At 51.9% G+C, this 23,433-nt stretch carries 31 protein-coding genes; 11 read left to right on the forward strand and 20 right to left on the reverse strand.

The genetic code is table 11. From position 1 onward, the window contains the following. The first annotated feature begins 64 nt into the window (after positions 1-64). Positions 65-646 carry a cysteine hydrolase family protein gene (locus tag KNP83_RS13975; protein ID WP_214763006.1) on the forward strand — a complete coding sequence of 194 codons (582 nt, stop codon included), beginning with the start codon at positions 65-67 and terminating at the stop codon, positions 644-646. Between the two features lie 54 nt (positions 647-700). Here the strand turns inward: KNP83_RS13975 and KNP83_RS13980 are convergent, their stop codons facing one another. Genes KNP83_RS13980 through KNP83_RS13990 form a run of 3 tightly spaced genes read right to left on the reverse strand, consistent with a single transcriptional unit; the run spans position 701 to position 3,077 of the window. Next, positions 701-1,126, reverse strand: a complete 426-nt coding sequence (locus KNP83_RS13980; RefSeq protein WP_214763007.1) for a hypothetical protein — start codon at positions 1,124-1,126, stop codon at positions 701-703. Beyond that, a complete protein-coding gene (locus tag KNP83_RS13985; RefSeq protein ID WP_214763008.1) occupies positions 1,123-1,431 on the reverse strand; it encodes a nucleotide pyrophosphohydrolase in 309 nt (102 codons plus the stop codon). The genes KNP83_RS13980 and KNP83_RS13985 overlap by 4 nt, the downstream gene beginning before the upstream one ends. After that, on the reverse strand, positions 1,428-3,077 hold the full coding sequence (locus KNP83_RS13990; protein WP_214763039.1) for a DUF2075 domain-containing protein: 1,650 nt from the start codon (positions 3,075-3,077) through the stop codon (positions 1,428-1,430). Before KNP83_RS13990 ends, KNP83_RS13985 begins: the two co-directional genes overlap by 4 nt. A gap of 122 nt (positions 3,078-3,199) precedes the next feature. On the opposite strand from KNP83_RS13990, the gene KNP83_RS13995 reads away from it, so the two are divergent. The 3 genes from KNP83_RS13995 (at position 3,200) to KNP83_RS14005 (ending at position 5,870) form a co-directional block, all read left to right on the forward strand. After that, complete coding sequence (locus KNP83_RS13995; RefSeq protein ID WP_214763009.1) at positions 3,200-4,186, forward strand: LytTR family transcriptional regulator DNA-binding domain-containing protein; 987 nt, start codon at positions 3,200-3,202, stop codon at positions 4,184-4,186. Positions 4,187-4,317: 131 nt separating this feature from the next. Continuing rightward, complete coding sequence (locus KNP83_RS14000; RefSeq protein WP_214763010.1) at positions 4,318-5,166, forward strand: ABC transporter ATP-binding protein; 849 nt, start codon at positions 4,318-4,320, stop codon at positions 5,164-5,166. After that, complete coding sequence (locus KNP83_RS14005) at positions 5,163-5,870, forward strand: ABC transporter permease (RefSeq protein WP_214763011.1); 708 nt, start codon at positions 5,163-5,165, stop codon at positions 5,868-5,870. Before KNP83_RS14000 ends, KNP83_RS14005 begins: the two co-directional genes overlap by 4 nt. 562 nt (positions 5,871-6,432) lie before the next feature. Here KNP83_RS14005 and groL read toward each other — a convergent pair. Both groL and groES read right to left on the reverse strand, forming a co-directional pair. Further along, positions 6,433-8,073: a chaperonin GroEL gene (groL, locus tag KNP83_RS14010; RefSeq protein ID WP_214763012.1), complete on the reverse strand. Its 1,641-nt coding sequence runs from the start codon at positions 8,071-8,073 to the stop codon at positions 6,433-6,435. A 42-nt stretch (positions 8,074-8,115) separates the two neighbouring features. Next, a complete protein-coding gene (gene groES, locus KNP83_RS14015; protein WP_021065365.1) occupies positions 8,116-8,400 on the reverse strand; it encodes a co-chaperone GroES in 285 nt (94 codons plus the stop codon). 258 nt (positions 8,401-8,658) lie between these two features. Between groES and KNP83_RS14020 the strand changes: the two genes are divergently transcribed. Continuing rightward, on the forward strand, positions 8,659-9,309 hold the full coding sequence (locus KNP83_RS14020) for a CPBP family intramembrane glutamic endopeptidase (RefSeq protein ID WP_214763013.1): 651 nt from the start codon (positions 8,659-8,661) through the stop codon (positions 9,307-9,309). 16 nt (positions 9,310-9,325) lie between these two features. After that, positions 9,326-9,535 (forward strand): YdiK family protein, encoded by a 210-nt coding sequence (locus tag KNP83_RS14025; RefSeq protein WP_021065367.1) that lies wholly within the window; start codon positions 9,326-9,328, stop codon positions 9,533-9,535. Between the two features lie 31 nt (positions 9,536-9,566). Here the strand turns inward: KNP83_RS14025 and KNP83_RS14030 are convergent, their stop codons facing one another. From KNP83_RS14030 to KNP83_RS14045, 4 genes are all read right to left on the reverse strand, one after another. Beyond that, positions 9,567-9,866, reverse strand: a complete 300-nt coding sequence (locus KNP83_RS14030) for a hypothetical protein (RefSeq protein WP_214763014.1) — start codon at positions 9,864-9,866, stop codon at positions 9,567-9,569. 106 nt (positions 9,867-9,972) lie between these two features. Continuing rightward, positions 9,973-10,227, reverse strand: coding sequence for a hypothetical protein (locus KNP83_RS14035; RefSeq protein ID WP_214763015.1), 255 nt, complete (start codon positions 10,225-10,227; stop codon positions 9,973-9,975). A 110-nt stretch (positions 10,228-10,337) separates the two neighbouring features. Next, the gene (locus tag KNP83_RS14040) at positions 10,338-10,718 is read right to left on the reverse strand and encodes a hypothetical protein (RefSeq protein WP_214763016.1); all 381 of its coding nucleotides are present in this window, start codon (positions 10,716-10,718) and stop codon (positions 10,338-10,340) included. Between the two features lie 20 nt (positions 10,719-10,738). After that, complete coding sequence (locus tag KNP83_RS14045) at positions 10,739-10,897, reverse strand: hypothetical protein (RefSeq protein WP_021065374.1); 159 nt, start codon at positions 10,895-10,897, stop codon at positions 10,739-10,741. Between the two features lie 117 nt (positions 10,898-11,014). On the opposite strand from KNP83_RS14045, the gene KNP83_RS14050 reads away from it, so the two are divergent. Further along, positions 11,015-11,350, forward strand: coding sequence for a TM2 domain-containing protein (locus tag KNP83_RS14050; RefSeq protein WP_214763017.1), 336 nt, complete (start codon positions 11,015-11,017; stop codon positions 11,348-11,350). Between the two features lie 40 nt (positions 11,351-11,390). On the opposite strand, the gene KNP83_RS14055 is transcribed toward KNP83_RS14050, so the two are convergent. The 5 genes from KNP83_RS14055 to KNP83_RS14075 form a co-directional block, all read right to left on the reverse strand. Beyond that, on the reverse strand, positions 11,391-11,975 hold the full coding sequence (locus KNP83_RS14055; RefSeq protein ID WP_214720080.1) for an NADPH-dependent F420 reductase: 585 nt from the start codon (positions 11,973-11,975) through the stop codon (positions 11,391-11,393). 118 nt (positions 11,976-12,093) lie between these two features. Further along, positions 12,094-12,240: a hypothetical protein gene (locus tag KNP83_RS15135; RefSeq protein ID WP_251139407.1), complete on the reverse strand. Its 147-nt coding sequence runs from the start codon at positions 12,238-12,240 to the stop codon at positions 12,094-12,096. 314 nt (positions 12,241-12,554) lie between these two features. Beyond that, entirely contained in the window at positions 12,555-13,367 is an 813-nt protein-coding gene (locus KNP83_RS14065; RefSeq protein ID WP_214763018.1) for an ABC transporter ATP-binding protein, read from the reverse strand. Then, on the reverse strand, positions 13,364-14,410 hold the full coding sequence (locus KNP83_RS14070; protein ID WP_214763019.1) for a FecCD family ABC transporter permease: 1,047 nt from the start codon (positions 14,408-14,410) through the stop codon (positions 13,364-13,366). Before KNP83_RS14070 ends, KNP83_RS14065 begins: the two co-directional genes overlap by 4 nt. Further along, on the reverse strand, positions 14,407-15,387 hold the full coding sequence (locus tag KNP83_RS14075; RefSeq protein WP_214763020.1) for a FecCD family ABC transporter permease: 981 nt from the start codon (positions 15,385-15,387) through the stop codon (positions 14,407-14,409). The genes KNP83_RS14070 and KNP83_RS14075 overlap by 4 nt, the downstream gene beginning before the upstream one ends. A 125-nt stretch (positions 15,388-15,512) precedes the next feature. Between KNP83_RS14075 and KNP83_RS14080 the strand changes: the two genes are divergently transcribed. Together KNP83_RS14080 and KNP83_RS14085 are read left to right on the forward strand one after the other, a co-directional pair. Continuing rightward, positions 15,513-16,448 (forward strand): ABC transporter substrate-binding protein, encoded by a 936-nt coding sequence (locus KNP83_RS14080; protein ID WP_214763021.1) that lies wholly within the window; start codon positions 15,513-15,515, stop codon positions 16,446-16,448. 84 nt (positions 16,449-16,532) lie between these two features. Next, positions 16,533-16,715 carry a PspC domain-containing protein gene (locus KNP83_RS14085; protein WP_058765577.1) on the forward strand — a complete coding sequence of 61 codons (183 nt, stop codon included), beginning with the start codon at positions 16,533-16,535 and terminating at the stop codon, positions 16,713-16,715. Positions 16,716-16,747: 32 nt separating this feature from the next. Here the strand turns inward: KNP83_RS14085 and KNP83_RS14090 are convergent, their stop codons facing one another. The 5 genes from KNP83_RS14090 to KNP83_RS14110 all read right to left on the reverse strand — a co-directional run bounded on the left by KNP83_RS14090 (position 16,748) and on the right by KNP83_RS14110 (position 20,352). After that, positions 16,748-18,094 (reverse strand): FAD-dependent oxidoreductase, encoded by a 1,347-nt coding sequence (locus KNP83_RS14090; protein ID WP_214763022.1) that lies wholly within the window; start codon positions 18,092-18,094, stop codon positions 16,748-16,750. A gap of 191 nt (positions 18,095-18,285) precedes the next feature. Then, entirely contained in the window at positions 18,286-18,579 is a 294-nt protein-coding gene (locus tag KNP83_RS14095) for a hypothetical protein (RefSeq protein ID WP_214763023.1), read from the reverse strand. A 107-nt stretch (positions 18,580-18,686) separates the two neighbouring features. Then, positions 18,687-19,475, reverse strand: a complete 789-nt coding sequence (gene tatC / locus KNP83_RS14100; RefSeq protein ID WP_214763024.1) for a twin-arginine translocase subunit TatC — start codon at positions 19,473-19,475, stop codon at positions 18,687-18,689. A gap of 2 nt (positions 19,476-19,477) precedes the next feature. After that, complete coding sequence (locus tag KNP83_RS14105) at positions 19,478-19,696, reverse strand: twin-arginine translocase TatA/TatE family subunit (RefSeq protein ID WP_021065382.1); 219 nt, start codon at positions 19,694-19,696, stop codon at positions 19,478-19,480. Then, a complete protein-coding gene (locus KNP83_RS14110; RefSeq protein ID WP_029596207.1) occupies positions 19,696-20,352 on the reverse strand; it encodes a redox-sensing transcriptional repressor Rex in 657 nt (218 codons plus the stop codon). Before KNP83_RS14110 ends, KNP83_RS14105 begins: the two co-directional genes overlap by 1 nt. Positions 20,353-20,501: 149 nt before the next feature. On the opposite strand from KNP83_RS14110, the gene KNP83_RS14115 reads away from it, so the two are divergent. Then, a complete protein-coding gene (locus KNP83_RS14115; protein ID WP_214763025.1) occupies positions 20,502-22,403 on the forward strand; it encodes an ABC-F family ATP-binding cassette domain-containing protein in 1,902 nt (633 codons plus the stop codon). Then, positions 22,400-22,807, forward strand: a complete 408-nt coding sequence (locus tag KNP83_RS14120) for a hypothetical protein (protein WP_214763026.1) — start codon at positions 22,400-22,402, stop codon at positions 22,805-22,807. Before KNP83_RS14115 ends, KNP83_RS14120 begins: the two co-directional genes overlap by 4 nt. Positions 22,808-22,855: 48 nt before the next feature. Here KNP83_RS14120 and KNP83_RS14125 read toward each other — a convergent pair whose 3' ends face one another. Beyond that, the gene (locus tag KNP83_RS14125; RefSeq protein WP_214763027.1) at positions 22,856-23,422 is read right to left on the reverse strand and encodes a hypothetical protein; all 567 of its coding nucleotides are present in this window, start codon (positions 23,420-23,422) and stop codon (positions 22,856-22,858) included. Positions 23,423-23,433 lie beyond the last annotated feature (11 nt).

The following is a 23,433-nucleotide window of genomic DNA, read 5'->3' on the forward strand; positions in this document are numbered from 1 at the left end:
TCTTATGTAATCGAACCTGTCTCCCCGCTACACTTAAGGTAACGTTAACAAGGGGGAAACAGACATGAAGCAAAACACAGTCGTACCATTATTGATTATCGACGTCCAACAAGCGTTCCACGATCCGAGTTGGGGCAACCGGAACAATCCGATGTTTGAAGCAAACACTGCACGTCTCATCTCGACTTGGGAAGAGGCCAATCAACCAATCATCTACGTCCAACACGTCTCACAAGTGTCTGAATCGTTATTTTACTTCCAGAAGGACGGTCATTTGTTCCAAGACTTCATTCGTCCATGCGAACAAGACACCATCCTCACCAAGCAGGTCAACAGCGCCTTCATCGGTACGAACCTGCAAGAGCTTCTCGAAGCGTATCAAGCGAGATCCATCATCGTCACAGGATTAATCACGAACCACTGTGTCGAGACGACCGCCCGCATGGCCGGCAATCTCGGGTTCGGACCGATTGTTGTATCCGATGCGACGGCGACGTTCGACCGTCGTTCATTGAGCGGTTCATTGATTCCAGCAGATGTCATTCATGACGTCTCCCTCGCCAACTTGAACGAAGAGTTCGCGGACATCCAAACGACGGATGAGGTCATCGCGATGATTCAGACGAAAGCAGTACAGTCCCAGTAACGGGCTGTCCTGCTTTTTTTCTTAATGTTAATACCGTACCTAGTTCCTGTAACATCATTCAGCAACTTCTTCTTTATAGCCACTAATTAAAAATGGAATCTTTAAGTTCGCAAGTTTCATCAAGAAATCAGGTTCAAACTCTAGTTTCACATCAAGATGATAGACGACACCTAAATCTATATAGATATCATCGGCTCCACAAGAGCGAAGCGTATCGATATGTTCCGTAAGGGTGTCCACCATCCAAAAGAGTCCGATATACGGATTTTCCATCTGTTGAAATTCCAGTGGTGGTTCAAATGACGCATCGCCGTACGTAGCAATCCGTTTTCCTATGCGCTCCATCTCTCCGACTTCGGTCTGGGTATAAAATTGAATGCCTGTTTTCTCCGATGCGACGCGAGGTGAGAAATTCTTTCCGGTTAAATGGCAAGGAATCATAAATTGATCTGGAGGATACCTTACGAGCGTTTCACTCATGATTGTGGACCCGGATATTTGACCGCATTTTTCTCGAGCTTCTCTTCAATTGCCTGCGACACATCAATCCCTGCCGCATGAGCAAACGTCAGCGCGTAGATGAGGACATCCGCGAGCTCTTCTTTCATCTCGACGTGTTTCGTCTCGAGCGCTTCTTCGCTCGACACCCATTGGAACAACTCCAACAGTTCGCTCGCCTCGAGCGATAACGATAATGCCAAGTCTTTCGGGTTATGGTGGAACGCCCAATCGCGCTCGTCTCGGAATTCAATTACTTTGTCCATCAGTCGTTGTATTTCGTTCATATCTGTACCTTCTCTCTTTGAATGAGTAACAGCTTATCTCGCAACGCTTGATTGCTCGCATATAAGTAAAGTCCTCGGACGCCTCGCTTCATCAACACATTAATCGAGTTCAAGACAATCTGTTCTTTCGCCAACTCGACATCTTTGAAACCGTCAATCCCAGCATAGGCACCCGTGTCTTTATAAAGATTCGTGTCGATTGCCAAGCAATCCTTCGTCTCATCGTAGGTGACAGAAGGACCTAACACGACGCCGACGTAGTTCAAATCAAAGCCTTGAATCGTATAAATCGACCCGGCCTCAGCAATCGTCTCTGACTTCTCGGCCCACGTCGTTTTTCCACCGGTCGTATTCCATGGCATCTTATACTCCCCGTTCGACTCACAGACGTAATACGTTTCCCCGTCCTTTTTATGAAGATAATCGAACGTCGACACAACTCGGCTGAGTCCATGTTTCTGATCTTGTTCGATAATCATTTGATGCATCGCTTCCAACGTTTCAAAAATGCGTAGGTCATAATCTCGAGATTCCGGAAAAGCCTGTATACGCTTAGCTTTGAAGGCGTTGATCCAATCGATGACATCCTCATCTGCCTGCATACGAAACTGATTCGTCAGTTTATATGTTTTCAAACACTTCGCTTTTTGTTTATATCTCTTTAATACACTTTGGTCCCACCGGCTCTTCAGCTTCAACACTTGGTCTTGGTCGAAGATGACAATGACAACTTTGGCGATCTTCATCAATTCTTCGAGATGATTTTCTGCCCGAAAGTTGTTGTATGCATCTGACTTCGTCAATAGAAGGTGCGCCTCGTCGACCAAGATGATATCGACCTTCTTATCTTTTAACTTGTTAAGGAGCGGCGTCGGTTTGACGAAATTGACAGCCTTCAAGTGTTTGACTTGTTTGGCAATCCCTTTATACGTCTTTAGCATCTCCTCATGATTGACGACCAGATAGTTCTCCGTTTGATACAGCTTCGAACCCGCTTCATTCGTTCGCGCCTGAATCGTATTGAAGATGGAGCTCAGTACAACACTCTTGCCGACACCGGCCTCGCCTTCGATGACATATAAGTTTCCATATGTATCATCGGGCTTCGACTCCGTAATCCGTGTCTCACAGAACTCGAGCACACTCTCTTTTAAGTCCATTTGCTCCACAGATAGTTCTTTGAAAGGTGACAATTTGAAGATGTCTTTGTTCTCGATGGCATGCAGGTCGTTTTCGACGAGCCCGTTCTTATGTAGCGCACCCCATAACTCAGGAAACAGCTCATTGTCATAGAACGATTTATTGTAGTAGTTGTGCGTGAAGTCGCTCACCGTCTTGCTTTTGTTTTGTAAGGTGTACTTCTCGTCCCCTAAAAAGTAGTTAATCAACTTCGTCTCAAGATGGAACGTCGCCGACCGATTGAACGTCTCATGCTTCACGAGATTGATTTGGTCTACATTTTTCCGATCAGCTTGTTTCAGCTTCAGATGCTGTTTCATGCGCTTTTGGAAATGGACGGTCTCTCCGATATACGCTTCCTTCTGTCCGTTCAAAATATAAATCACCGGATAGTTCAAGTAATCAGCTGTCCGATCAATCTCATCTATACTCGTTTTATCAAAATCTAAAGGAATGACCTCAATCATCTTCACCGACACACCCTCATCTAATTTCAAATTATCTCCAGTCTAGCATAGCCTTATTCCAATTCATTACTCAAGTCTTCTATGAATCAATGGTATAATCCCACTAAAAAGGGAGGGATTTGGTGCTTACTTTCGACAACGTCTCTGTTCGCCAACAAGACACGCTCATCCTTGAAAATATCTCCTTCACCATCAATCCAGGCGAAATCGCAGCTATCCATTGCGGCGTCACTTCCCGGGAAATATTATTCGCGCTATTGACGGATGCACACGCGAACTACTCCGGGAACATGGATACAGGGAACCATACGCTCTCACTTTTCTCCATCCGTGACGGGTTATATGACCGTCTGACGGTCAAAGAATATTTGCATTTCACGCATACGCTTTACGAATCGACGGAATCGCTGGATGCCGTCCTACAAACCGTTCAACTCACCCCATACCGGAACAAACGATTGAACCGACTCAGCTTGTCGCTCGTCCGGCGCGTTCAATACGCGGCACTACTGCTACATAATCGCGACATCTATGTCCTCGAAGAACCGGATCAAAATGTCGATCAAGAGACGCGGCACTTGTTCGCGACCGTCTTAATGCAACTGAAGCAGCAACAAAAAGCCATCCTACTCCTGACAAGCAACATGGAGAGCGCCCTTTTCGTCACATCGACCGTCTATCGCATCGACCATCGACACTTGCGCCTACTTGATGTGGAACCGGATGAACCGGATACGAACGAAGACGTCACGCCAGAGGTCATGCACGTCCGCTTCGAGAAGATTCCGACGAAAGTGAACGAGAAGATCGTCTTGCTCGATCCACCGGAAATCGACTACATCGAAAGTCAGGATGGCCAATCCGTGCTGCACAGTCAGTCCGAGCAGTTCCCGAGCGCCTTCACGATGAACGAGCTCGAGGCGCGTCTGACGCCGTATGGTTTCTTCCGTTGTCACCGATCGTACATCGTCAACCTTCAACGGGTGCGGGAAGTCATCACGTATACGAAGAACAGTTTCAGCCTCGTGCTCGATGATGCGGCGAAGACGACCATCCCGCTCTCGAAGACGAAAATGGCCGAATTGAAGACGATGATTGGGCTGAAATAGGCTCCATTCACCGTCCGATTCGCTCCATTCAGTCCTCAAGAAGCGCCATTTATGGCCATTCTAATGCGCCCCACTCTTCCTCTCGATATGATGTAAGCATGAAATACGACATGACCAAGGAGGAACGAGCGATGCAGGATATTATTACCGTGAATCAATTGAAAAAGCTGTTCGGGAACGAAGAAGCGTTACGAGACGTGACGTTTTCTGTTAAAAAAGGAGAGGTATTCGGGTTCCTCGGACCGAGTGGATCCGGGAAGACGACGACCATCAAAATTTTGACGTCGCAACTCTCCCAGACGTCAGGTGACGCCACCGTGTTCGGCGTGCCCGTCTCGGAGTTGAAACAAGAACAGTATCGGAAGCGGATTGGTGTGTTGACCGACAACAGCGGCCTATACACGCGCCTCTCGATTGAAGAGAATCTGCAACTCTATTGCGACCTGTATGACGAACCGCGTTCACGAATCGATGACGTACTCCAGATGGTGAATTTGGCCGGGGAACGCAAAAAACGCATCGCCGCGCTCTCACGCGGGATGCTGCAACGGGTGACACTGGCTCGGGCGTTGTTGCATGAGCCGGAACTATTGTTTTTAGATGAGCCGACGTCCGCGCTCGACCCGGTCAACTCGCGTCATATTTATAAAGGGATTGAACGGTTGAAGGCAAAAGGGACGACGATTTTCTTGACGACGCACGACATGAACGAGGCAGAGGAACTATGCGATCGCGTCGCCTTCTTGCATCAAGGAGAGATTCAACTGCTCGACGCCCCAAAACAATTGCGCCGGAAATATGCGAACGGCTCGATGCGCGTCGAACTGCATGACGGGGAAACGGTTGACTTGAAGCAAGGAAAAGACGGGGCCGACTGGCTCCATGCACAGATGCGCGACCAAAATATCGCGGCCATCCATTCGAACGAGCCGACGCTCGGGGACATCTTTATCGAAGTGACGGGGAGGAAATTATCATGACATTTTCAATGAAACGGGCACTCGCCATTTTCCAGAAAGACTATAAAGACTTGTCGCGGAACTTATTCGTCTCCTCGACGTTGATCATGCCATTGTTCTTCGCCGTCTTCTATTCACAACTCGGCACAGAAGGCATCGACATCACCTATTTCATCATCAACATCACGTTTAGTCTCGTCGCGACGTTCGTCCAGTGTGCCTTGATTGCCGAAGAGAAAGAAAAGAACACGCTCCGTGGATTGATGTTGTCACCGGCGAGTACGCTCGACATCTTGCTCGGAAAGAGCGCGCTCACGTTCGTAACGACACTTGTTTTGATTGCAGCGTGCGCCTTTATCATGGGATACAGCCCTGCGAACCTGCTCGTCATCTCACTTGCCTTGATCATCTCGACGTTCTTTTATATCGGGATTGGGACGATTCTCGGATTGATGACGAAGACGGTCATGGAAGCCTCACTCATCGTCATGCCGGCGTTTTTCTTCTTCTCGTTCTCACCGATGTTGTTAGCGTACGAGGACCGCTTCTCCATTATCGGTCTCCTCGAGTACTTGCCGAACATCGTCTTGATCGACCTCGCGCATCAAATCGAGGCGGGGGCTGGACTCGGCTCTACATGGGTGGAGCTTGTGATACTGTCCGCCTGGGCGCTCGTCGTGTTCGTCGGAAGTATTGTGATGTATAACCGGAAACAGACGGACTAAAAGCGACGATATTACTCGTCGCTTTTTTTGAAACGTTCTTTTAAATCCATTCCATAAAGAACTATATATAAAAGACACGACGGTAGCACGGTAAACAACTGCACCTTTCTACGAAACCCTAACCCCTCATCGTGAATCCCATAATCGATGGCCCAATACGCTAAACTAATGGATAAGCATAACCCTAGAAATTTAATCATCTGTTTGCATTCTAATCGTGATCACTTAATTTGATCCAAAATAGGATGAACGGAACGAATACGAGGCTTAAGTATCCCAAGGTCAATAAACTTTGTGTTTCAGCAGAAATGAATTGTTTTTGACCACAGTTTGGACAGTCTTTTCCGTTCGTAGAAAACCCGAGTGCCAAAACTTCTTTGATTCTCCACTTATAGTGACAATTCGTGCAACGTGGCGCCACAATGCCATCTCCCTTCTTCTATCTACCTGTACGTCAATACCACTACTCAGGTTCCATTTTTAGCAACCACCTTTTTAAAACTCTATAAAAAAACCACCCACCAGCTTTCGCTGATGAATGGTTTTCGTTAAAGCGTATGACTTACATCATTCCGCCCATTCCACCCATGCCGCCCATGTCAGGCATGCCGCCACCAGCGCCTGCTGGTTCTGGCTTGTCTGCGATGACTGCTTCCGTTGTGAGGAACATAGCTGAGACAGATGCTGCGTTTTGCAGCGCTGAGCGCGTCACTTTCGCCGGGTCGACGATTCCGTGTGCGATCATGTCGACGTACTCGCCTGATGCGGCGTTGTAGCCGATGCCGACCGATTCGTTCTTGAGCTTCTCGACGATGACCGAACCTTCTTCACCCGCGTTTTCCGCGATTTGACGGACCGGCGCTTCGAGGGCACGGAGGACAAGTTTCACGCCTGTCGCTTCATCCGCTGTCACTTCAGAAAGAAGTGCACGAACGGCTGGGATGACGTTGATGAACGCCGTACCGCCACCTGCGACGATGCCTTCTTCGACTGCTGCGCGAGTCGCGTTGAGCGCGTCTTCGATGCGGAGCTTACGTTCTTTGAGTTCAGTCTCTGTCGCTGCGCCGACTTTGACGACGGCTACGCCGCCTGCGAGTTTCGCGAGACGCTCTTGAAGTTTCTCACGGTCGAAGTCAGACGATGTCTCTTCGATTTGGTTGCGAATCGTTTGAACGCGTGCTTTGATTGCCGCTTCGTCCCCAGCACCTTCGACGATTGTTGTCGTGTCTTTCGTGACGACAACTTTCGATGCGCGTCCGAGCTGTTGAAGCGTTGCCGACTTGAGCTCGAGGCCGAGGTCTTCAGTGATGACTTGGCCGCCTGTGAGCGTCGCGAGGTCTTCGAGCATCGCTTTACGACGATCGCCGAAGCCTGGTGCTTTGACCGCGACCGCGTTGAACGTACCACGGAGCTTGTTCAAGACGAGTGTCGCGAGTGCATCGCCTTCGATGTCTTCTGCGACGATCAAGATCGGTTTCCCTTGTTGCACGACTTGCTCGAGCACTGGGATGATCTCTTGGATGTTCGAGATTTTCTTATCGGTGATCAAGATGAACGGGTTGTCGAGAACTGCTTCCATCTTGTCTGAGTCTGAGATCATGTATGGCGAAAGATATCCGCGGTCGAACTGCATCCCTTCGACGACATCGAGTTCAGTCGTGAAACCGCGTGACTCTTCGATTGTGATGACGCCGTCGTTGCCGACGCGCTCCATCGCTTCAGCGATCAACTCGCCGACTTCTTCGTCCGCTGCCGAGATGGCCGCGACTTGCGCAATCGCTTCTTTCGACTCGATTGGTTTCGAGATGAGCTTGAGCTCTTCAAGTGCACGACGGACGGCCTTGTCGATCCCTTTACGGAGGATCATCGGGTTCGCGCCCGCTGTCACGTTTTTGAGCCCTTCACGGATCATCGCTTGAGCGAGGACTGTCGCTGTCGTCGTACCGTCCCCTGCGACTTCGTTCGTCTTCGACGCGACTTCGGCAACGAGCTTCGCGCCCATGTTTTCGAAGTGGTCTTCGAGTTCGATTTCTTTCGCGATCGTCACGCCGTCATTCGTGATGAGCGGTGAGCCGAACTTCTTCTCGAGGACGACGTTGCGTCCTTTCGGTCCGATTGTGACTTTTACCGCGTCAGCGAGTGCGTCGACACCGCGAAGCATCGCGTGACGTGCGTCTTCTGAGAATTTGATTTCTTTTGCCATTGTTCATTTCCCCCTAAAAAAGTTTTTGAAGAATGGTGAGTCTTAGCCTACGATTGCGAGAATGTCGCTCTCTCGAACGATTAAGTATTCTTTGCCTTCATGCTTCACTTCGGTACCCGCGTATTTCGAGTAGATGACCAAATCATTTTCTTTGACGTCGAGCGCGATCCGCTCACCTTGGTCCGTGACGCGGCCAGTACCGACTGCGAGGACGCGTCCTTGTTGCGGCTTTTCTTTCGCCGTATCAGGAAGCACGATGCCTCCGATCGTCTTTTCTTCTTTCTCCACGACTTCGATGATGACGCGATCGCCTAGTGGTTTTAACATAGAAAAAACCTCCTCCGAATATGAATGATATATCGATGAATCGTAAGTTTTAGCACTCATCAAAAAGGAGTGCTAACACTGATTAGTTTAGTATGAGCTGATTGAAAATGCAAGCGGGAACATTAAAAAAATGCTTCCACTCGCGGTCAAGAGACCTTATTTGATACAATGGTCAAAAGGAACGTTGACTCTTAGAAATAAGGACGTGTTGAATTGGCTACACTAAACTCAAACCAATCGATAAATACCCGTTTTTCAATGGCACCTAACATTCGGATTCGGCATATCATTCCGATTTTGCTATATGCGTTTGTTCAATTCTTTCCGGTATTGATTAGCGAAGTGCGTCCCGAGTGGATCACGCCGACGTCAACTGGGCTCTGGTTTGCCATCGGGTTCAGCTTGACGATCGTCATCTCGGTCTTCTTGCTCTGGCCCGACTTGAAGCTGTATAAGCAGCAAGGCATCCAGTCAAACTTGAACGACACGGTCAAATGGATCGGTCTCGGGATCCTCATGCAGTACGGGCTCGTCATCGTCGCCAACTTGATTGAGACGTGGATCTCGGGTGACGTCATGGGGTCCCAAAATACCGAACAGATTGCGGATATCGTCCGACTCGTCCCGGTCATGACGCTCTCAGTCGTCTTACTCGGACCGATTATGGAAGAGATTTTGTTCCGTCACATCTTGTTCGGCAACTTGAGCGCCCGCTTCGGGTTCTGGATCGCGTTTGCGGTCAGCTCGCTCTTGTTCGCGCTCATCCACGGTGACAACAAGATTCTCGTTTACGTGGCGATGAGCTTCGCCTTCACGGTCGCGTATGCCAAGACGCGTCGCTTGATCGTGCCGATCGCGATTCACGCGTTTAACAATGCGCTCGTCATGGTCGTATTATTCTTAATGTAGAAATGAGGTGGCATTGATGCCGCGACACTTAAAAGTGATGTTTTTGTTCAGTCTCTCATTCGGGATTTTGTTCACCGTCCTCGCCTACTACTCGGTGCAAGAGTACGGCTTCAGCTTCTGGACGTACTTCATCATCGCCGTAGCCGCGTATGACTTCTTCAAGGTGTATCAGATTTTGACGCTCGCCCGAAAAGCGAAAAAAGAAAAGACCGATAAATCGGCATAACAAAAAGACCAAGCGCGCAGCTTGGTCTTTTTTACATGCGAATCACATTCGACGTATCGCTCGGTTCGTCTCGATACGCGCTCCGGATGAACAATCCGTTGAGCGTCAAGCCGATACCTAGAACGAGATAAATCATATCCCACAACGGCACGCGTGGCTCATCAAAGAAAATGACACTGATGATAAACACGAGCATGAGCCCCATACCGAACCATGTCACGAGTGACTGGTTGACGGCGGCACGAATCGTCGCATTCGTTTCTTTATCGAGTTTACTCAATTGCTGTTCATAGTAAGTCGATAACGTGACACCGAATCCAGTCACAGCCATCCACACCACTTCCCCGTTCCAAAAGCCCAGTCCAAACAAGATAGGCCATCCGATCAATAAAACAATAAACCACTTTCGAGTCAGCTTCATTTATTTCCCTCTTTCCTTACGATGGAATCCATAGTTTCGCAAAATCAAAATAGCCGAAGATATCGATACAGACGTCCTTCAACTCGACCGGGAACGGGATTGTCCGCTCCTCGTTATAGAGCGGGATGAAGTATGATCCTTCTTTCAGCTCGCGCTCGATTTGTTGATGCAGCGGCAACCAGTCCTCGAACGGTAGCTGCACCCGCTCCGTCATCCCGTCGATATGACGCAAGAGTCGACGCGGCGGCGCGTACGTGATCGCTGTACACATGATGAAGTCCTTCTATTCTCCTGTGAGTAACACTCTCTGTTCTATTCATGTTTTCGTCTGACATCAACCATAAGAAAAACGATGAGGCGTGTGCCACATCGTTCTTCATATTAATTCAGTTCGGTTTCGAGGGTTGTTTCCGGCATGAAGAACCAAAGTCCAATCCCTTTTAATCCACATACGAACGCCAACCCGTAATACATGAGTGCTTCAAGCGAGTAGGTCAACGTATCCATGAAGAACGAGACGAAGAGTCCAATCACCAAGGCGACGATAACACCTCGTAAGGCCAATTCACTTGATTCGCGCCCGACGGCCCGAGATGCTTCCTCACCAAGTGTCGCCGCGACGTCACGGCGCCACGCATAAAACAGAGTCGCAGCCAGCGCCAACGTCATATCGGGCACGTTTCCACTTAAGACATCCATGATGGTGAGCCCAAGCATGATGAACATCCCGAGCTTCAATGCATCTTCATTTGTATAAGTCACTCGAGGTTTCAAGGGCTTGTTCATAGGACGATGAACCCCACCGTCAACAGACCATATACGAAACCGAGCACGATGACACTGATGGCAATCGATTTATATTGCGGATACTTATGTAAGACGACCGCTCCGGCGATCACGTGAATAAACGCGACGATGAACGTCACAATCGCAAAACCCATTCGGTATTCCTCACTTCCAAAAATAAATAATAGAAAATCATGGGAATTCATCCGTTTCCCGGTACAATAAAGACTGCATTCATTATATCAATTTTTGGAAAGAAGGCACATCACATCATGAATTATTCACGTACCGATTTATCGACAGAGGAAATGCTCCTCGTCAACAGCGAAGTCGAGAAAAAGAAACGTAGTCTCGTCGTCGCGTACTTGCTTTGGTTCTTCCTCGGCGCGTTAGGCGCACACCGCTTCTACTTCAAAAAAACAGGGACGGGCATCGCTATGCTCTTGATGGTCGTTTTGACGATTGGTTTCGGTGCCATCATCACAGGTATTTGGGCGCTCGTCGACGCGTTCCTCATGCCAGGCTGGCAACAACGCGAAGTCGAAACGATTGAGCGCGAGACGATCGAGTCGTTGAAAACTCGTTCTGAACGTCAAGCTGCCTTTTAACGTCCAAGACGGTCACGCCAACGCGTGACCGTCTTTTCTGTTAGAAACTATTCTCTTTCAAATAAAACGCGAAGTTCCGGTGCTTCCGTTCTTTCGTCGCGTAATGGATCCATAGCCACGCGAGCGACTCGAGCTCACGCGCCAACTTCAAGTGCCGGAGCGTATGGGCGTCAAAGCCGATTTTCGAGGCGAGGTCTTGGACGGCCCGGACCGACTCTTGCTCGTCTCCGGCGATGAACATCATCGACATGTTCGGATTCTCCAAGTTCTCGACGCCTGTCTGATTGAACGCCTTGACGATTCGGACGTGTGGCGCAAGCTCCTGCAGATGCTCGGCCCCCGATTTCCCTTCCGGCCGCTCGATCGCATCAAACTCTTTCGCGATCGGATTCGTCACATCGATGACGATTTTATCGTCCAAGTCCCGAAGCGATTGAATCAAATCGACGGCTGCCGCGAACGGCGTCGTCAACAACAGGATTTGCGCATTCGACGCCACTTCCTGCAGCGACATCGTCCCTTCTCGCTCTGACCGTGTCCCGTACAACACCTCATAGCCGACGTCCTCGAACTTGCGTCCGAGTGTCCGGCCGACTTTCCCTGCCCCTAAAATACCAATCTTCATGTAGTCCGACTCCCCTTCACAGTTCTTCGTCTGTCCGTGTCACCGTACCGCCAAGTTCAGCCGCCAGTCCATCGAGCACCGAGTGATCGAACTCTTCCCCGATTGCCATCACCCCGGTCTATCCAGGCTCGATATTCCCGACCGTCCGTTTGAACGTCTCTTGAATGCTTTGGACGTGCTTCAAGTCTTTCGTTCCGCCAATCAAACCGCCCGTGAGCGTCCCGAACAGAATCCCGAACGGTCCGCCGAGAATCCCCACCGCCATCCCGATCAAAGCGCCATTCGTCGATTTGTTCGTCGGCGTCAGTTGAACCGCATCTTCAAATGAAAATGCTCCGTTGTCCTCACGTTTGATGACGACGAGTTCTTCGAACCCGACAAGCCCTTCGGCGTGATACTTTTTCAGCTTGCTGAACGCTTGATACGAGATGGACTCCTCCGGAAACGTGAACGTGACGATATGGTACGGTTATTTTTCCTTCTTGGCCATAGTGGCTCCTCCTTTGACAGGACCAGGTGACACATCAGCTTTCTCTTACCCCTTCCCCGGCTTCAGACGAAAAAAACCTAGTCCATGGACTAGGTCGTGGGTGGTCGTTTCTCATTCAGCTCGTAATGCGAATACGGGATGCAAAGCGGCGTACCGTAGAGCGGATCTTCCGTCACGACGACTTTCAAGCCGAACACGTCCTGCATGAAATCCTCGTCGACGACATCGTTCGGACTACCTTGCCGATAGACGTTGCCCCCTGCGAGCGCGATGACATGGTCGGCGTAGCGACAAGCGAGATGCAAGTCGTGGAGCACCATGATGATCGTCTTGCCCTCTAACCGGTTCAACCGGTACATCAAGTCGAGAATCTCGATTTGGTGCGACATGTCGAGGTACGTCGTCGGTTCGTCGAGGAGAATCGTCTCCGACTCTTGGGCCAAGGCGAGCGCAATCCAGACGCGTTGCTTTTGCCCACCCGATAAGTTGCTGACGAGGGTGTCCCGAAGCGAGACCGTATCCGTGAAGGCGAGCGCCCGCTCGACGGCCCGTTCATCGTCTTCCGAGTAGCGCTTGAAGAACGTCTGATATGGATAACGGCCGAAGCGGACGAGTTGTTCGACAGTCAATCCGTCCGGTGCGACGTTCACTTGCGGCATGAACGCCATAAGCCGGGCCGCTTCTTTCGCCCGATACGCATTGAGCGGCTTGTCCCGGAACGCGATCGTTCCACCGAGCGCGTCCCGTTGCCGGGCCAGCGTCGACAAAAGCGTCGACTTGCCGCATCCGTTCGCCCCTAACAGCACGGTGATTTTGCCATGAGGAATCGAGAACGTCAATCCGTCGAGCACAACCTTCTGTTCATAGCCGATGGCGACTTGTTGTAAATCAAATGTATTCATCTCATGCTTCCTTTCATCATCCGGCGAAGTAAATAGAAGAAGTACGGTGCGCCGATGACGGCCGTCATGACGCCTGTCCGCAACTCATACGGATAAAAGATCGTCCGCGCCAGCACGTCCGCCAAAACGACAATCGTCGCCCCGACGAGGAGCGTCGCCCAAATGTACGGCAACTTCAAGCCTTGGCGCGCGATGTGCGGGGCCATCAGTCCGACGAAGCCGATCGCTCCGACGAACGCGACCCCGATCCCGGCGAGCAAACACGACAACAAGAGCGTGCCCCGCTGTGTGCCTCGGACCGGCACACCGATGCTCGTCGCGACCGCTTCGCTGATGTGGAGCGGACGGACGTGGCGTTCAATCAAGAAGGCCGCGAGCAAGAACAGGATTGCGAGCGGCACCATGATTTTCAGTTGGTTCCAAGTCGCCGCATAGACGGTGCCGGTGAGCCATTGCTGAATGTCGTTTTTCCGGTACACGTTCGAGGCGAGCATCATGAACTGAACGATGCCTTGCGAGAAGATGCTAATCCCGATTCCAATCAACGCGAGCCGGACCGGCGGGACACCCCGTTTCAATAAGTAAAACAAGAACGCACCGACCGTGAGCGCCCCAGCGAACGAAGCGAACGGGATATAGGCGAGCGGGACGGACAGTTGGTTCGTCCGCTCATCGGTGAAGACGGTGAAGAACGTCGCCGTCGCCACCCCGGCCCCGCCGACGATGCCGAAAATTTCCGGTGAGGCGAGTTCATTCTTGATGGTGAGCTGTAATAAATGACCGCTGACGGCGAGACACGCACCGGCCGTGATGGCCATCAAGACACGTGGCATCCGGAACTCGAATACGACGAGCTCGGCGAACGCGTCACCCGAACCGAGGAAAAGCGACCCGAGCGACGACGGGGTCAAGAATGTGTCACCAATGGCGAGCCCCAAATAGAAGGCAATGAACAGACCGGTAAGGAGCGCGACCGCAAGCACAATCTCCCGTTTCCGGAGCGTGAACGAGAACGGGCCTTTGCGAAAACTGTATGATTTCATGATTTAAAGACTCCTTGTCTGGCGCTGACTAGATAGATGAAGAACGCGCCTCCGATGACGGCGAGCACGACGCCGACGGTCACTTCCCGCGGGAATAAGATGAGACGACCGAAGATATCGGCTGATAACAACAACACACTCCCGAGGAGCGCACTGCCGGCGAGCCGAGCGAAGAACGCCGTACCGAACATATAGCGTGCAAGATGCGGGGCCAGCAAGCCGACGAAAGCGATGGGACCTGCGAGCGCGACCCCGAACGCCGACAAGACGACGGCGAGCGTGACGGCAACGAACTTGATGACACCGACGTTTTGGCCGAGCGACCGGGCGACCTGGTCACCGAGCGACAACGTCTCAAGTTCTTTACTGATGAGGAGGACGCAAAGACTCGCGACGATCATCCACGGCAACAACGTCGTGACGAGTTCGAGCGAGCGGCCCGCGACCGAGCCCGTCAACCAAAACAGCACCTCATCGAGCGCCCCTTCCTCGTAGGCGATAATCGACTGCGTGAACGAGCTGAACAGCGCCGCGAGCGATGCCCCGGCGAGTGTCATATACATGACGTTGCCCCCGTTCGCGCTGAGGAGATAGACGATGACCCCGGCGATAAAGGCTCCGACGAGCGCGGCCGATGTGAACGAAGCGATGCTGCTGAAGCCGAACAACGTCACAAGGACGATGGACAGGCTCGCACCCGCGTTGACCGCCAAAATGTCCGGGGACGCGAGCGGGTTGCGGGTCACGAGTTGGAACAGCAACCCGGCGAGTCCGAGGACACTGCCGACGAGAAGCGCGACGACGGTTCGCGGAATACGATTGTCGTTGAGCGCAATCATCGCTTGGGACGACGCATCCGTCCCGAGCGCGAGCACGTCTTGATGGCCGACCGGGATGACCCCGACTCGGAGACTGATATAACTCAATATAGGTAATGCGATGATCAAGGCGAATAGTTTGATCCATGGTTTCATCATTTGCTCACTTCTTTCCTCTCCTACCATAGCAAAATCTCGCTGTCAGAAAAAGGGGTTGACAGTGAGAATCATTATCAACTATAGTCAGGGAGGAAATCTTATTAGACAGAGGAGACTTTATACATATGAAAAAGTTTGTATTAGCACTACTCACGCTCTGCCTCACGGTCGTCCTTGCTGCTTGCGGCGGGTCGGACGAGACGAGCAACTCGAACGAGTCAGCAGAACAAGAAACGCGCACGGTCGAGCACGCCATGGGCACGGCTGAAGTGCCAGTCGAACCGAAACGTGTCGTCGTGTTGACGAACGAAGGGACCGAGGCGCTCATCGCCCTCGGCGTCAAACAAGTCGGCGCCGTCAAATCATGGAACGGTGACCCGTGGTACCCGCACATCGAATCAGAGATGACAGACGTGACCGAAGTCGGGACGGAGAGCGAGGTCAACCTCGAAGCGATCGCGAAACTCGAGCCAGACCTCATCATCGGGACGAAACTTCGCCAAGAGAACATCTATGACAAGTTGAACGCCATCGCGCCGACGGTCATGTCGGAGACGCTCAAAGGCGACTGGCAAGAGAACTTCGCACTCTACGCGAACGCCCTCAACCTTGAGGACAAAGGAAACGATGTCTTGGCAGACTACGAGCAGCACGTCGAAGACACGAAAGCCGAGCTCGGCGACGCTGTGAACAAAGAGCTCTCGGTCGTACGCTTCCTTCCTGGCGCATCACGCATCTACTTCACGGACAGCTTCTCAGGTGTCATCTTGGGCGACGTCGGCATCAAACGCCCGGCATCACAAGACCGTACCGAGTTTGCGGAAGAAATCACGATGGAACGCATCCCGGAGATGGATGGCGACCATATCGTCTACTTCACATACGGTGGAGCGGACGGATCAAAGACAGCCGAAGAGTGGCAGTCGAACCAACTTTGGAAAGACCTCGACGCCGTCAAGGCGGGCGAAGTGACCGAAGTGAGCGACGACACGTGGAACACGTCAGGCGGCGTCTTGTCAGCCAACGAAGTGCTCGACGAACTCGTCACCATTTTGAAATAAGCGAAAGCGCGCCGAATTGGCGCGCTTTTTGCTGAGGTCATATGGTAAAATTTTCATATCACACTGAAGATAGGAGCCACACTCATGCAACGTCCACTTCGCAAATCTGCCACGAACCGCTCCCTGTCCGGGGTCTGTGGTGGCATCGCCGAGTACTTCGACCTGTCGCCGCTCGGTGTCCGCCTGCTCTTTTTGATTGTGCCGGGGAACGTCCTCATCTACATGATTCTCGCCAACTCGATGAAGGACGCCCCACGCTATTTATAAAAAAACTCGGAAGCCGCGGCTCCCGAGTTTTTTTATGCGTTGACTTTATCTTTCATCGCCTCGAGCGCCCCACTGTTGATGAAGTGCCATGGCTTGTTGTAATGCGGTTGGAAGAAGAAGTCGACATAGGCGAGCTCTTCGACCGTCATCTCGTTTTGGATGGCGAGCGACAACGTGTTGACTGCTTGTGTCATATCCGCTTTCGAGAGCACTTGTCCCCCAACGACGCGATGTGTGCCGATTTCATAGACAAGTTTGAACTGGACCGGTTCAGCCGTCGGCATGAACTCCGGACGGTACGCATCCTCAATCACGACGCTCTCGACATCGAGACCGAACAGGCCGGCCGCTTCTTCCGTCAGACCTGATGAGGCGATGTTCCAATCATACAGGCGAAGACCCGACGTCCCTTGCGTCCCTTGGTAACGGACACGCGGTGTGATCAAGTTCTCGGCGACGAGCGTCCCCATGCGGACCGCGTTCGTGGCGAGCGGGATATAGGCGTGTGTGCGCGCCGGGTTGTAATAGACGGCACAGCTGTCACCTGCGGCGAAGACGTCCGGGTTGCTCGTGCGCATATACTCGTCGACGATGATCGCGCCGTTGCCGAGCATGTCGACTTGGCCTTCGAGCAGTCCTGTGTTCGGGCGGAAGCCGACACAGAGGATGACGAGGTCGGCCTCAAACTCACCTTTGTCGGTCACGACGTGCGTGACGTTCCCGTCTGTCCCACGGAACGCTTCGACCGTCTGGCCGAGCTCGAGGTCGATGCCGCGTGACGTCATGTCCGTCTCGAGTTGATCCGTGAACGACTTATCGAGATACTTGTTCAAGATGCGATCGGCGCTATCGATGAACGTGACGTGTTTGCCGTACACTTCGAACGCCTCGACGAGCTCGACGCCGATGTAACCGGCACCGATGACGGCGATGTTCGTCGCATCTTTCGCCCGCTCGATGATGCGCTGGGCGTGGCCATAGTTTTTGCAGAGCTCAATCCCAGTCATCTCGATGCCCGGAAGCGTTGGGACAATCGGCCATGAACCAGTCGTGACAATCAACCGGTCGAACGTGTCGTACACGTCTTCCCCTGTCTCGAGGTTTTTCGCATGGACCGTCTTCGCTTCCGTATCGATGTTCAACACGTCATGCTTCATGCGCATCGTCGCACCGAGTTCTTCGAGTTCGGTCGGTGACGCATAGAAGAGCTCTTCGGCACGTTTGACGACACCGCCGACGTGAAGGGCAATCCCACACGAGAGGAAGCTGACGTTATCGTTGCGCTCATACACCGTGATATCTAGATTGTCGTGCTTGGCGAGTAATCCTTTGACAGCTGCTGTTCCTGCGTGTGTACATCCGATGACTGCGATTTTCATATGGTTGTCTCTCCTTTGAGTGTTAGGCAAGTTAGTGTTTGTGATAAATATCACATTTACTTTCTGAACTTAGTGTACTATTTCACAAGAAGGTTTGACAACCCCTTTGCTCACTTTTTCACGTAATTTTGTCTAAAGTTTGAACGGCTCGTGTGACGACAAAAAACCGCTCCGCGACCGGAACGGTTGGTTCATGAATTCGTCGTGCGTCTTACTTTAAACCATTGATAGATGACGACACCGATATAAGTGAGGAGACCGATTACGTACAGACTGAAGCCGATCATAATCCAGCCCAGCGCGTCCCAACCGCGAACGAGGACGATTCCGATGATACAAGATACGTATCCCACGGCGAGCAACGTCAACGAGAAGACGAACCTTCGCTTAAATCGTGACTTCAAAAAGCTTAGCACGGCAATCAATAGAATCGTCGTCAACACACCGATGATGATGAGTTCATCCCCATAGTACTCCCCAGCCACAGCTTCTCCCCCTGCATTATGTTTAAGTAGTTTCATCGTATCACGTCAGGCCCTTGCTATCTTGATTATGAAATATGAAAAAGCATCGTCCCTTCCAGGAACGATGCTCACTTCTCATTCATTTGTTTCATCAAATCGACTTGCTCTTTCACCATCGCCTCTTTCTCACGTCGGAGCACGCCCCGATACGTGATGCGGGAAATCGATAAACTGATCTCGTACAAGAAGAAGAGTGGCAGTGACACCATGAGGTGCGACGTCAAATCCGGCGGCGTGATGAACGCGGCGACGACGAACAAGGCGAAGTACGCATACTTCCGAATCGATGAGAGGAAGTACGGTGTCACGACACCGATGCGCGTCAAGAACATCGTCACGACCGGCAACTGGAACAACAATCCGAACGGGATCGTCAGTTGCAACAAGAACGTGAAATAGTTCGACGCCCCGATGATTTGTGTCAGCCCGAGGTCTTGCCCGAGGTCCGTCGAGATATCGAGGACGAGCGGGAACAACCAGTAATAGGCGAACGCCAAACCGACGAGAAACAAGATGAAGATGATCGGAATGTACGCGAGCGTCGCTTTCCGCTCATTCGGATGCAGACCAGGTGCGACGAACGCCCACAGTTGATACAGTAGAAACGGACCGGATGCGACAAGCCCGATGACGAGCGCCAAGTTCAAGTAAATCATGAGCGGGTCCGCGACCCCAAAGGCGTTCAGTTCGAGCCCTCGTTCGACGAGGTCCGCCTGCAGATAAGCGAGCACGTATTTGACACTCGGCAAAGCGATGAGAAAGAAAGCAAAGACGACAAATGCCGACAGCATCAGTCGTCTCCGCAGCTCTGTCAAGTGATCGGACAGTGCCCGTTCTTGATCAGGTTGATGATTCATGATTACTGCTCTTTCTTCTCAAGTTCTTTCTTATCTTTCTCGTCATGTTCGTTCATCATACCGTTCGTGGCATTTTTGAACTCACGGAGCGTTTGTCCGGCGGCGCGTCCGAATTCAGGCAATTTCTTCGGCCCGAAGATGATGAGCGCGACGATGGCGATAATGAAGATACTTGCTCCCCCAGGAATACCGACGACGAGCAACGATGATAGTAATTCCATTATTGATGGACCCCCTCAGCAGATGGATAGTGTTGCATAAAGTAAATGAGCGACTGGAGTTCGATCGACAAGTCGATATGATGGACGCGGACCGTATCCGGCACCGTGAGTCGGGCCGGTGTGAAGTTCAAGATGCCTTTGATCCCGAAGCGGACCAAGTCGTCCGCGACAGGCTGTGCATAGGCAGATGGCACCGTTAAAATGGCGACGTCAATCTTGTTCTGTTTCATAATCTGTTCCATCTCATCCACGTGATGAATCGGGACACCGGACATCGTCGTGCCGACTTTTGTCTCGTCTGCGTCGAACCCGACGACGATATGTGTGTTATTGTTTTTAAGGAAGTTATAGTTGACGAAAGCTGTCCCAAGATGACCAACCCCGACTAAAGCGACGTTCGTAATCTCGTCCTGATTCAGTGTCTTACGGAAAAAGTCTAACAGATACTGTACGTTATAGCCATATCCCTTTTTCCCGAGCGCACCGAAGTACGAAAAATCACGACGGATCGTGGCCGAATCGACCTTGACCGCCTCGCTCAGTTCAGCAGAAGAGACACGCTGTTTTCCTGATGAATGTAGGCTTTGGATAAACCGATAGTATAGTGGCAACCGTTTGGCTGTCGCTTGCGGAATCTTTGGTTCGTTTTGACTCAACGGAAAGAGCCTCCTTTTTACGACGCGTTTCAAACGAATCTAATTTCATACACCTTGATTGTAAACGAATTCACATAACCACTCAACGAATATACCTGAAAAGACTAAAAAATACAGTATACTAAATAGAGAGAAAGGGGTTTTTTCACTTGATCCTACTGCAAGTCAATAACTTATCCAAATCGTTCGGCGTCGAGCCGATTTTAGAGAACGTCAAACTCGAGATTCAAGAAGGCGAACGCGTCGCGCTCGTCGGCCGCAACGGTGCCGGCAAGTCGACACTGCTCAAAGTCATCGCCGGGGAATACAACTATGACTCTGGCGATATCATGAAACCAAAAGACGTGACCATCGGCTATCTCGCCCAAGATTCAGGGTTAGAGTCAAACGAGACGATGTGGAACGAGATGCTCACCGTCTTCACCGATTTAATCGAACAAGAGAAGACGCTCCGTCGCATGGAGCAAGACATGGGCAGTGAACGTATCTTGAACGACCCGGTCGCCTACGAGCGCCTGCTCACCGCCTATGATGAAGAGCAGCACACGTTCAAGGATCGTGGCGGATATCAGTACGAGGCGACGATTCGTTCCATCCTTCACGGGATGCGGTTCTATCCGGACGACTTCGAACGCCGCATCGATACGCTCTCCGGCGGACAGCGGACACGTCTCGCTCTCGCGAAGATGCTGCTCCAAAGTCCAGACCTGCTCATTTTGGATGAGCCGACGAACCACTTGGACATCGAGACACTCGGCTGGCTCGAGAAGTATTTGAGCGGCTATAAAGGCGCCGTCCTCATCGTCTCCCACGACCGCTACTTCCTCGATCGCGTCGTATCGGTCGTCTATGAGCTGTCCCGCCACCGCAGCCGTCGCTTCGTCGGCAACTACACGAAGTACCTTGAACAGAAGGCTGCCATTTACGAGCAAGAGAAGAAGCAGTTCGAGTCGCAACAAGAAGAGATCGCCAAGATGCAGGACTTCATTCAGCGTAACATCGCCCGGGCGACGACGACGAAGCGGGCCCAGAGCGTCCGCAAACGTCTCGAGAAAGTCGACCGGATGGAAGCGCCGGACGGTGATGAGCGCAGTGCCGTCCTCTCGTTCTCAATCAAACGTCAAAGCGGGAACGACGTATTGAGCGGCAGCGACCTTGCCATCGGCTATGAAGAACCGATCGCCCAACATCTCCGCTTCCAATTGCAGCGCGGCGAATCGGTCGCCCTCGTCGGCCCGAACGGAGTCGGCAAATCAACGCTCCTGAAAGTGTTGACGAAACAACAGCCGCCCCTTACCGGTGACATCCGCTACGGCACCGGCGTCGAAATCGGCTACTACGACCAGGAACAACAAAACTTGTCGGACGCCAACCGTGTTATCGACGAGATTTGGAACGACTGGCCGCTCATGCGCGAACAAGAAGTGCGGAGCCTGCTTGGACAGTTCCTGTTCAGCGGTGACGACGTCATGAAACGTGTCCATGAATTGTCGGGTGGGGAACGGGCCCGCTTGACGCTCGCGAAACTAAAGCTCGAGCAACCGAACTTGCTCATCTTGGATGAGCCGACGAACCACTTGGACCTCGATTCGAAGATGATTCTCGAGAACGCCCTCGTCGACTATCCGGGCACAATTCTGTTCGTGTCGCACGACCGCTACTTCATCGACCGGCTCGCGACGCGCGTCTTAGAGATCACGCCGAACGGCATCGACGAGTATCTCGGCGATTATTCATATTACGTCGAGAAGAAAGAAGAACTCGAAGACCTGGCCCGACTCGCCCGCGAAGAGACGAAACAAGTCATCGTCAAGAAGCAACGCGCCGACAAGGAACAGCAACGCGAAGAACGCCGGATGAAACAACGGATCGAGGAAATCGAACTCACGATCGAACAACACGAGGCGCGTCTCGAGGAAATCGAACAGCTGTTGTGTGAACCGGACGTCTTCAACGACTTCGCCCGGGCACAGGAACTGTCGACCGAGTCCGACGCGACGAAAGAATCGATCACGGCACTGTACGCAGAATGGGAGGAGCTCCATTCATGATGCGATTCCGTGCGATGCGAATCGAATGGATGCACGCCTTCCTGACTGGCCTCGCCTATATCGTGCCGACGGGGACGGAATTCGTATCCGAACTGATTCGCGGGGAGCCGACGGTCGTCCCGTCGTTCCTGTTTTATTTCTTGCCGGTCGTCATCGGCTTCATCATCCAGACGTGGAGCGGAATTGTGATCAGCTTGTTGAGCGGCCTGCTCATGAGCACGCTGTTCATCCGTATCGTCGTCTGGCCGGTCGATGTGACCGTGCACAGCTTTTATGCCCCGGGCTCGGTGTGGGGACATTTTTATCAGTCGACACTCCTCATGTGGGTGCTCGCCCTGATCGTCTTCATCGTGAGCTGGGTAAACATGTGGTACAAACAGAACAAACATCATCCGGACGTATAAAAAAGGGAAGCCCCTCTCCAACATGGAGACAGGCTTCCCTTTTAACATTTAGAAATAACGTAGCGGTTGGAATCCGCGTGTGTGGAAGTCGAGCTTGAGCCCGTCTTCCGTGATGAAGAAGACATATTCGTTCGTATCGACATCGCGGACGAACACTTTATAGAACGTGAGCGTCTCTTCGTCGTTCGTCACATACTTCGCCTCATGTGTCGAGATGACTTGCGCGAACAGTTGCTCTTCGTCAAACTCGTTGACGATGTCCTCAAACTTGGCCGCTTCCGCTTCGGTCGCTTCACGGCCCGGGGCGATCTCGTAATAGGCGTCGCTCGCTTTCGGTTGAACACCGAGGTTCCGGTCGACGACGATGACGCTCTCGATGTCTTGATCGTCTAGGCTCTTATAGCCGTACAACGTCTCGACGAGCGTGTTCTCGCCCGTGACCCGGCCGATGCCTTCGAGCGATTCCGCTCCTGTGAGTGACCGGACACGTGTCGCTTCCGGTACGATTTCTTCTTGATAGGCAATATTATAAGCGCGGATAATCTCCCGTACTTGCAAAAACGTCGCGACGACGAGCAGTACGACCAGACCTCCAATGATGATGCGTTTCGTCATGTCTCTATTTC

The sequence above is a fragment of the Exiguobacterium sp. s146 genome (assembly GCF_018618415.1).
Taxonomy (GTDB): Bacteria; Bacillota; Bacilli; order Exiguobacteriales; family Exiguobacteriaceae; genus Exiguobacterium.

Bases quoted from the DNA above. Each gene is read 5' to 3' on its own strand.
- KNP83_RS13975 (WP_214763006.1), top strand. From the start codon at position 65: ATGAAGCAAAACACAGTCGTACCATTATTGATTATCGACGTCCAACAA.
- KNP83_RS13980 (WP_214763007.1), bottom strand. From the start codon at position 1,126: ATGAGTGAAACGCTCGTAAGGTATCCTCCAGATCAATTTATGATTCCT.
- KNP83_RS13985 (WP_214763008.1), bottom strand. From the start codon at position 1,431: ATGAACGAAATACAACGACTGATGGACAAAGTAATTGAATTCCGAGAC.
- KNP83_RS13990 (WP_214763039.1), bottom strand. From the start codon at position 3,077: ATGATTGAGGTCATTCCTTTAGATTTTGATAAAACGAGTATAGATGAG.
- KNP83_RS14000 (WP_214763010.1), top strand. From the start codon at position 4,318: ATGCAGGATATTATTACCGTGAATCAATTGAAAAAGCTGTTCGGGAAC.
- KNP83_RS14005 (WP_214763011.1), top strand. From the start codon at position 5,163: ATGACATTTTCAATGAAACGGGCACTCGCCATTTTCCAGAAAGACTAT.
- groL (WP_214763012.1), bottom strand. From the start codon at position 8,073: ATGGCAAAAGAAATCAAATTCTCAGAAGACGCACGTCACGCGATGCTT.
- groES (WP_021065365.1), bottom strand. From the start codon at position 8,400: ATGTTAAAACCACTAGGCGATCGCGTCATCATCGAAGTCGTGGAGAAA.
- KNP83_RS14020 (WP_214763013.1), top strand. From the start codon at position 8,659: ATGGCACCTAACATTCGGATTCGGCATATCATTCCGATTTTGCTATAT.
- KNP83_RS14025 (WP_021065367.1), top strand. From the start codon at position 9,326: ATGCCGCGACACTTAAAAGTGATGTTTTTGTTCAGTCTCTCATTCGGG.
- KNP83_RS14030 (WP_214763014.1), bottom strand. From the start codon at position 9,866: ATGGCTGTGACTGGATTCGGTGTCACGTTATCGACTTACTATGAACAG.
- KNP83_RS14035 (WP_214763015.1), bottom strand. From the start codon at position 10,227: ATGTGTACAGCGATCACGTACGCGCCGCCGCGTCGACTCTTGCGTCAT.
- KNP83_RS14045 (WP_021065374.1), bottom strand. From the start codon at position 10,897: ATGGGTTTTGCGATTGTGACGTTCATCGTCGCGTTTATTCACGTGATC.
- KNP83_RS14050 (WP_214763017.1), top strand. From the start codon at position 11,015: ATGAATTATTCACGTACCGATTTATCGACAGAGGAAATGCTCCTCGTC.
- KNP83_RS14055 (WP_214720080.1), bottom strand. From the start codon at position 11,975: ATGAAGATTGGTATTTTAGGGGCAGGGAAAGTCGGCCGGACACTCGGA.
- KNP83_RS15135 (WP_251139407.1), bottom strand. From the start codon at position 12,240: ATGGCGGTGGGGATTCTCGGCGGACCGTTCGGGATTCTGTTCGGGACG.
- KNP83_RS14065 (WP_214763018.1), bottom strand. From the start codon at position 13,367: ATGAATACATTTGATTTACAACAAGTCGCCATCGGCTATGAACAGAAG.
- KNP83_RS14070 (WP_214763019.1), bottom strand. From the start codon at position 14,410: ATGAAATCATACAGTTTTCGCAAAGGCCCGTTCTCGTTCACGCTCCGG.
- KNP83_RS14075 (WP_214763020.1), bottom strand. From the start codon at position 15,387: ATGATGAAACCATGGATCAAACTATTCGCCTTGATCATCGCATTACCT.
- KNP83_RS14080 (WP_214763021.1), top strand. From the start codon at position 15,513: ATGAAAAAGTTTGTATTAGCACTACTCACGCTCTGCCTCACGGTCGTC.
- KNP83_RS14085 (WP_058765577.1), top strand. From the start codon at position 16,533: ATGCAACGTCCACTTCGCAAATCTGCCACGAACCGCTCCCTGTCCGGG.
- KNP83_RS14090 (WP_214763022.1), bottom strand. From the start codon at position 18,094: ATGAAAATCGCAGTCATCGGATGTACACACGCAGGAACAGCAGCTGTC.
- tatC (WP_214763024.1), bottom strand. From the start codon at position 19,475: ATGAATCATCAACCTGATCAAGAACGGGCACTGTCCGATCACTTGACA.
- KNP83_RS14105 (WP_021065382.1), bottom strand. From the start codon at position 19,696: ATGGAATTACTATCATCGTTGCTCGTCGTCGGTATTCCTGGGGGAGCA.
- KNP83_RS14120 (WP_214763026.1), top strand. From the start codon at position 22,400: ATGATGCGATTCCGTGCGATGCGAATCGAATGGATGCACGCCTTCCTG.
- KNP83_RS14125 (WP_214763027.1), bottom strand. From the start codon at position 23,422: ATGACGAAACGCATCATCATTGGAGGTCTGGTCGTACTGCTCGTCGTC.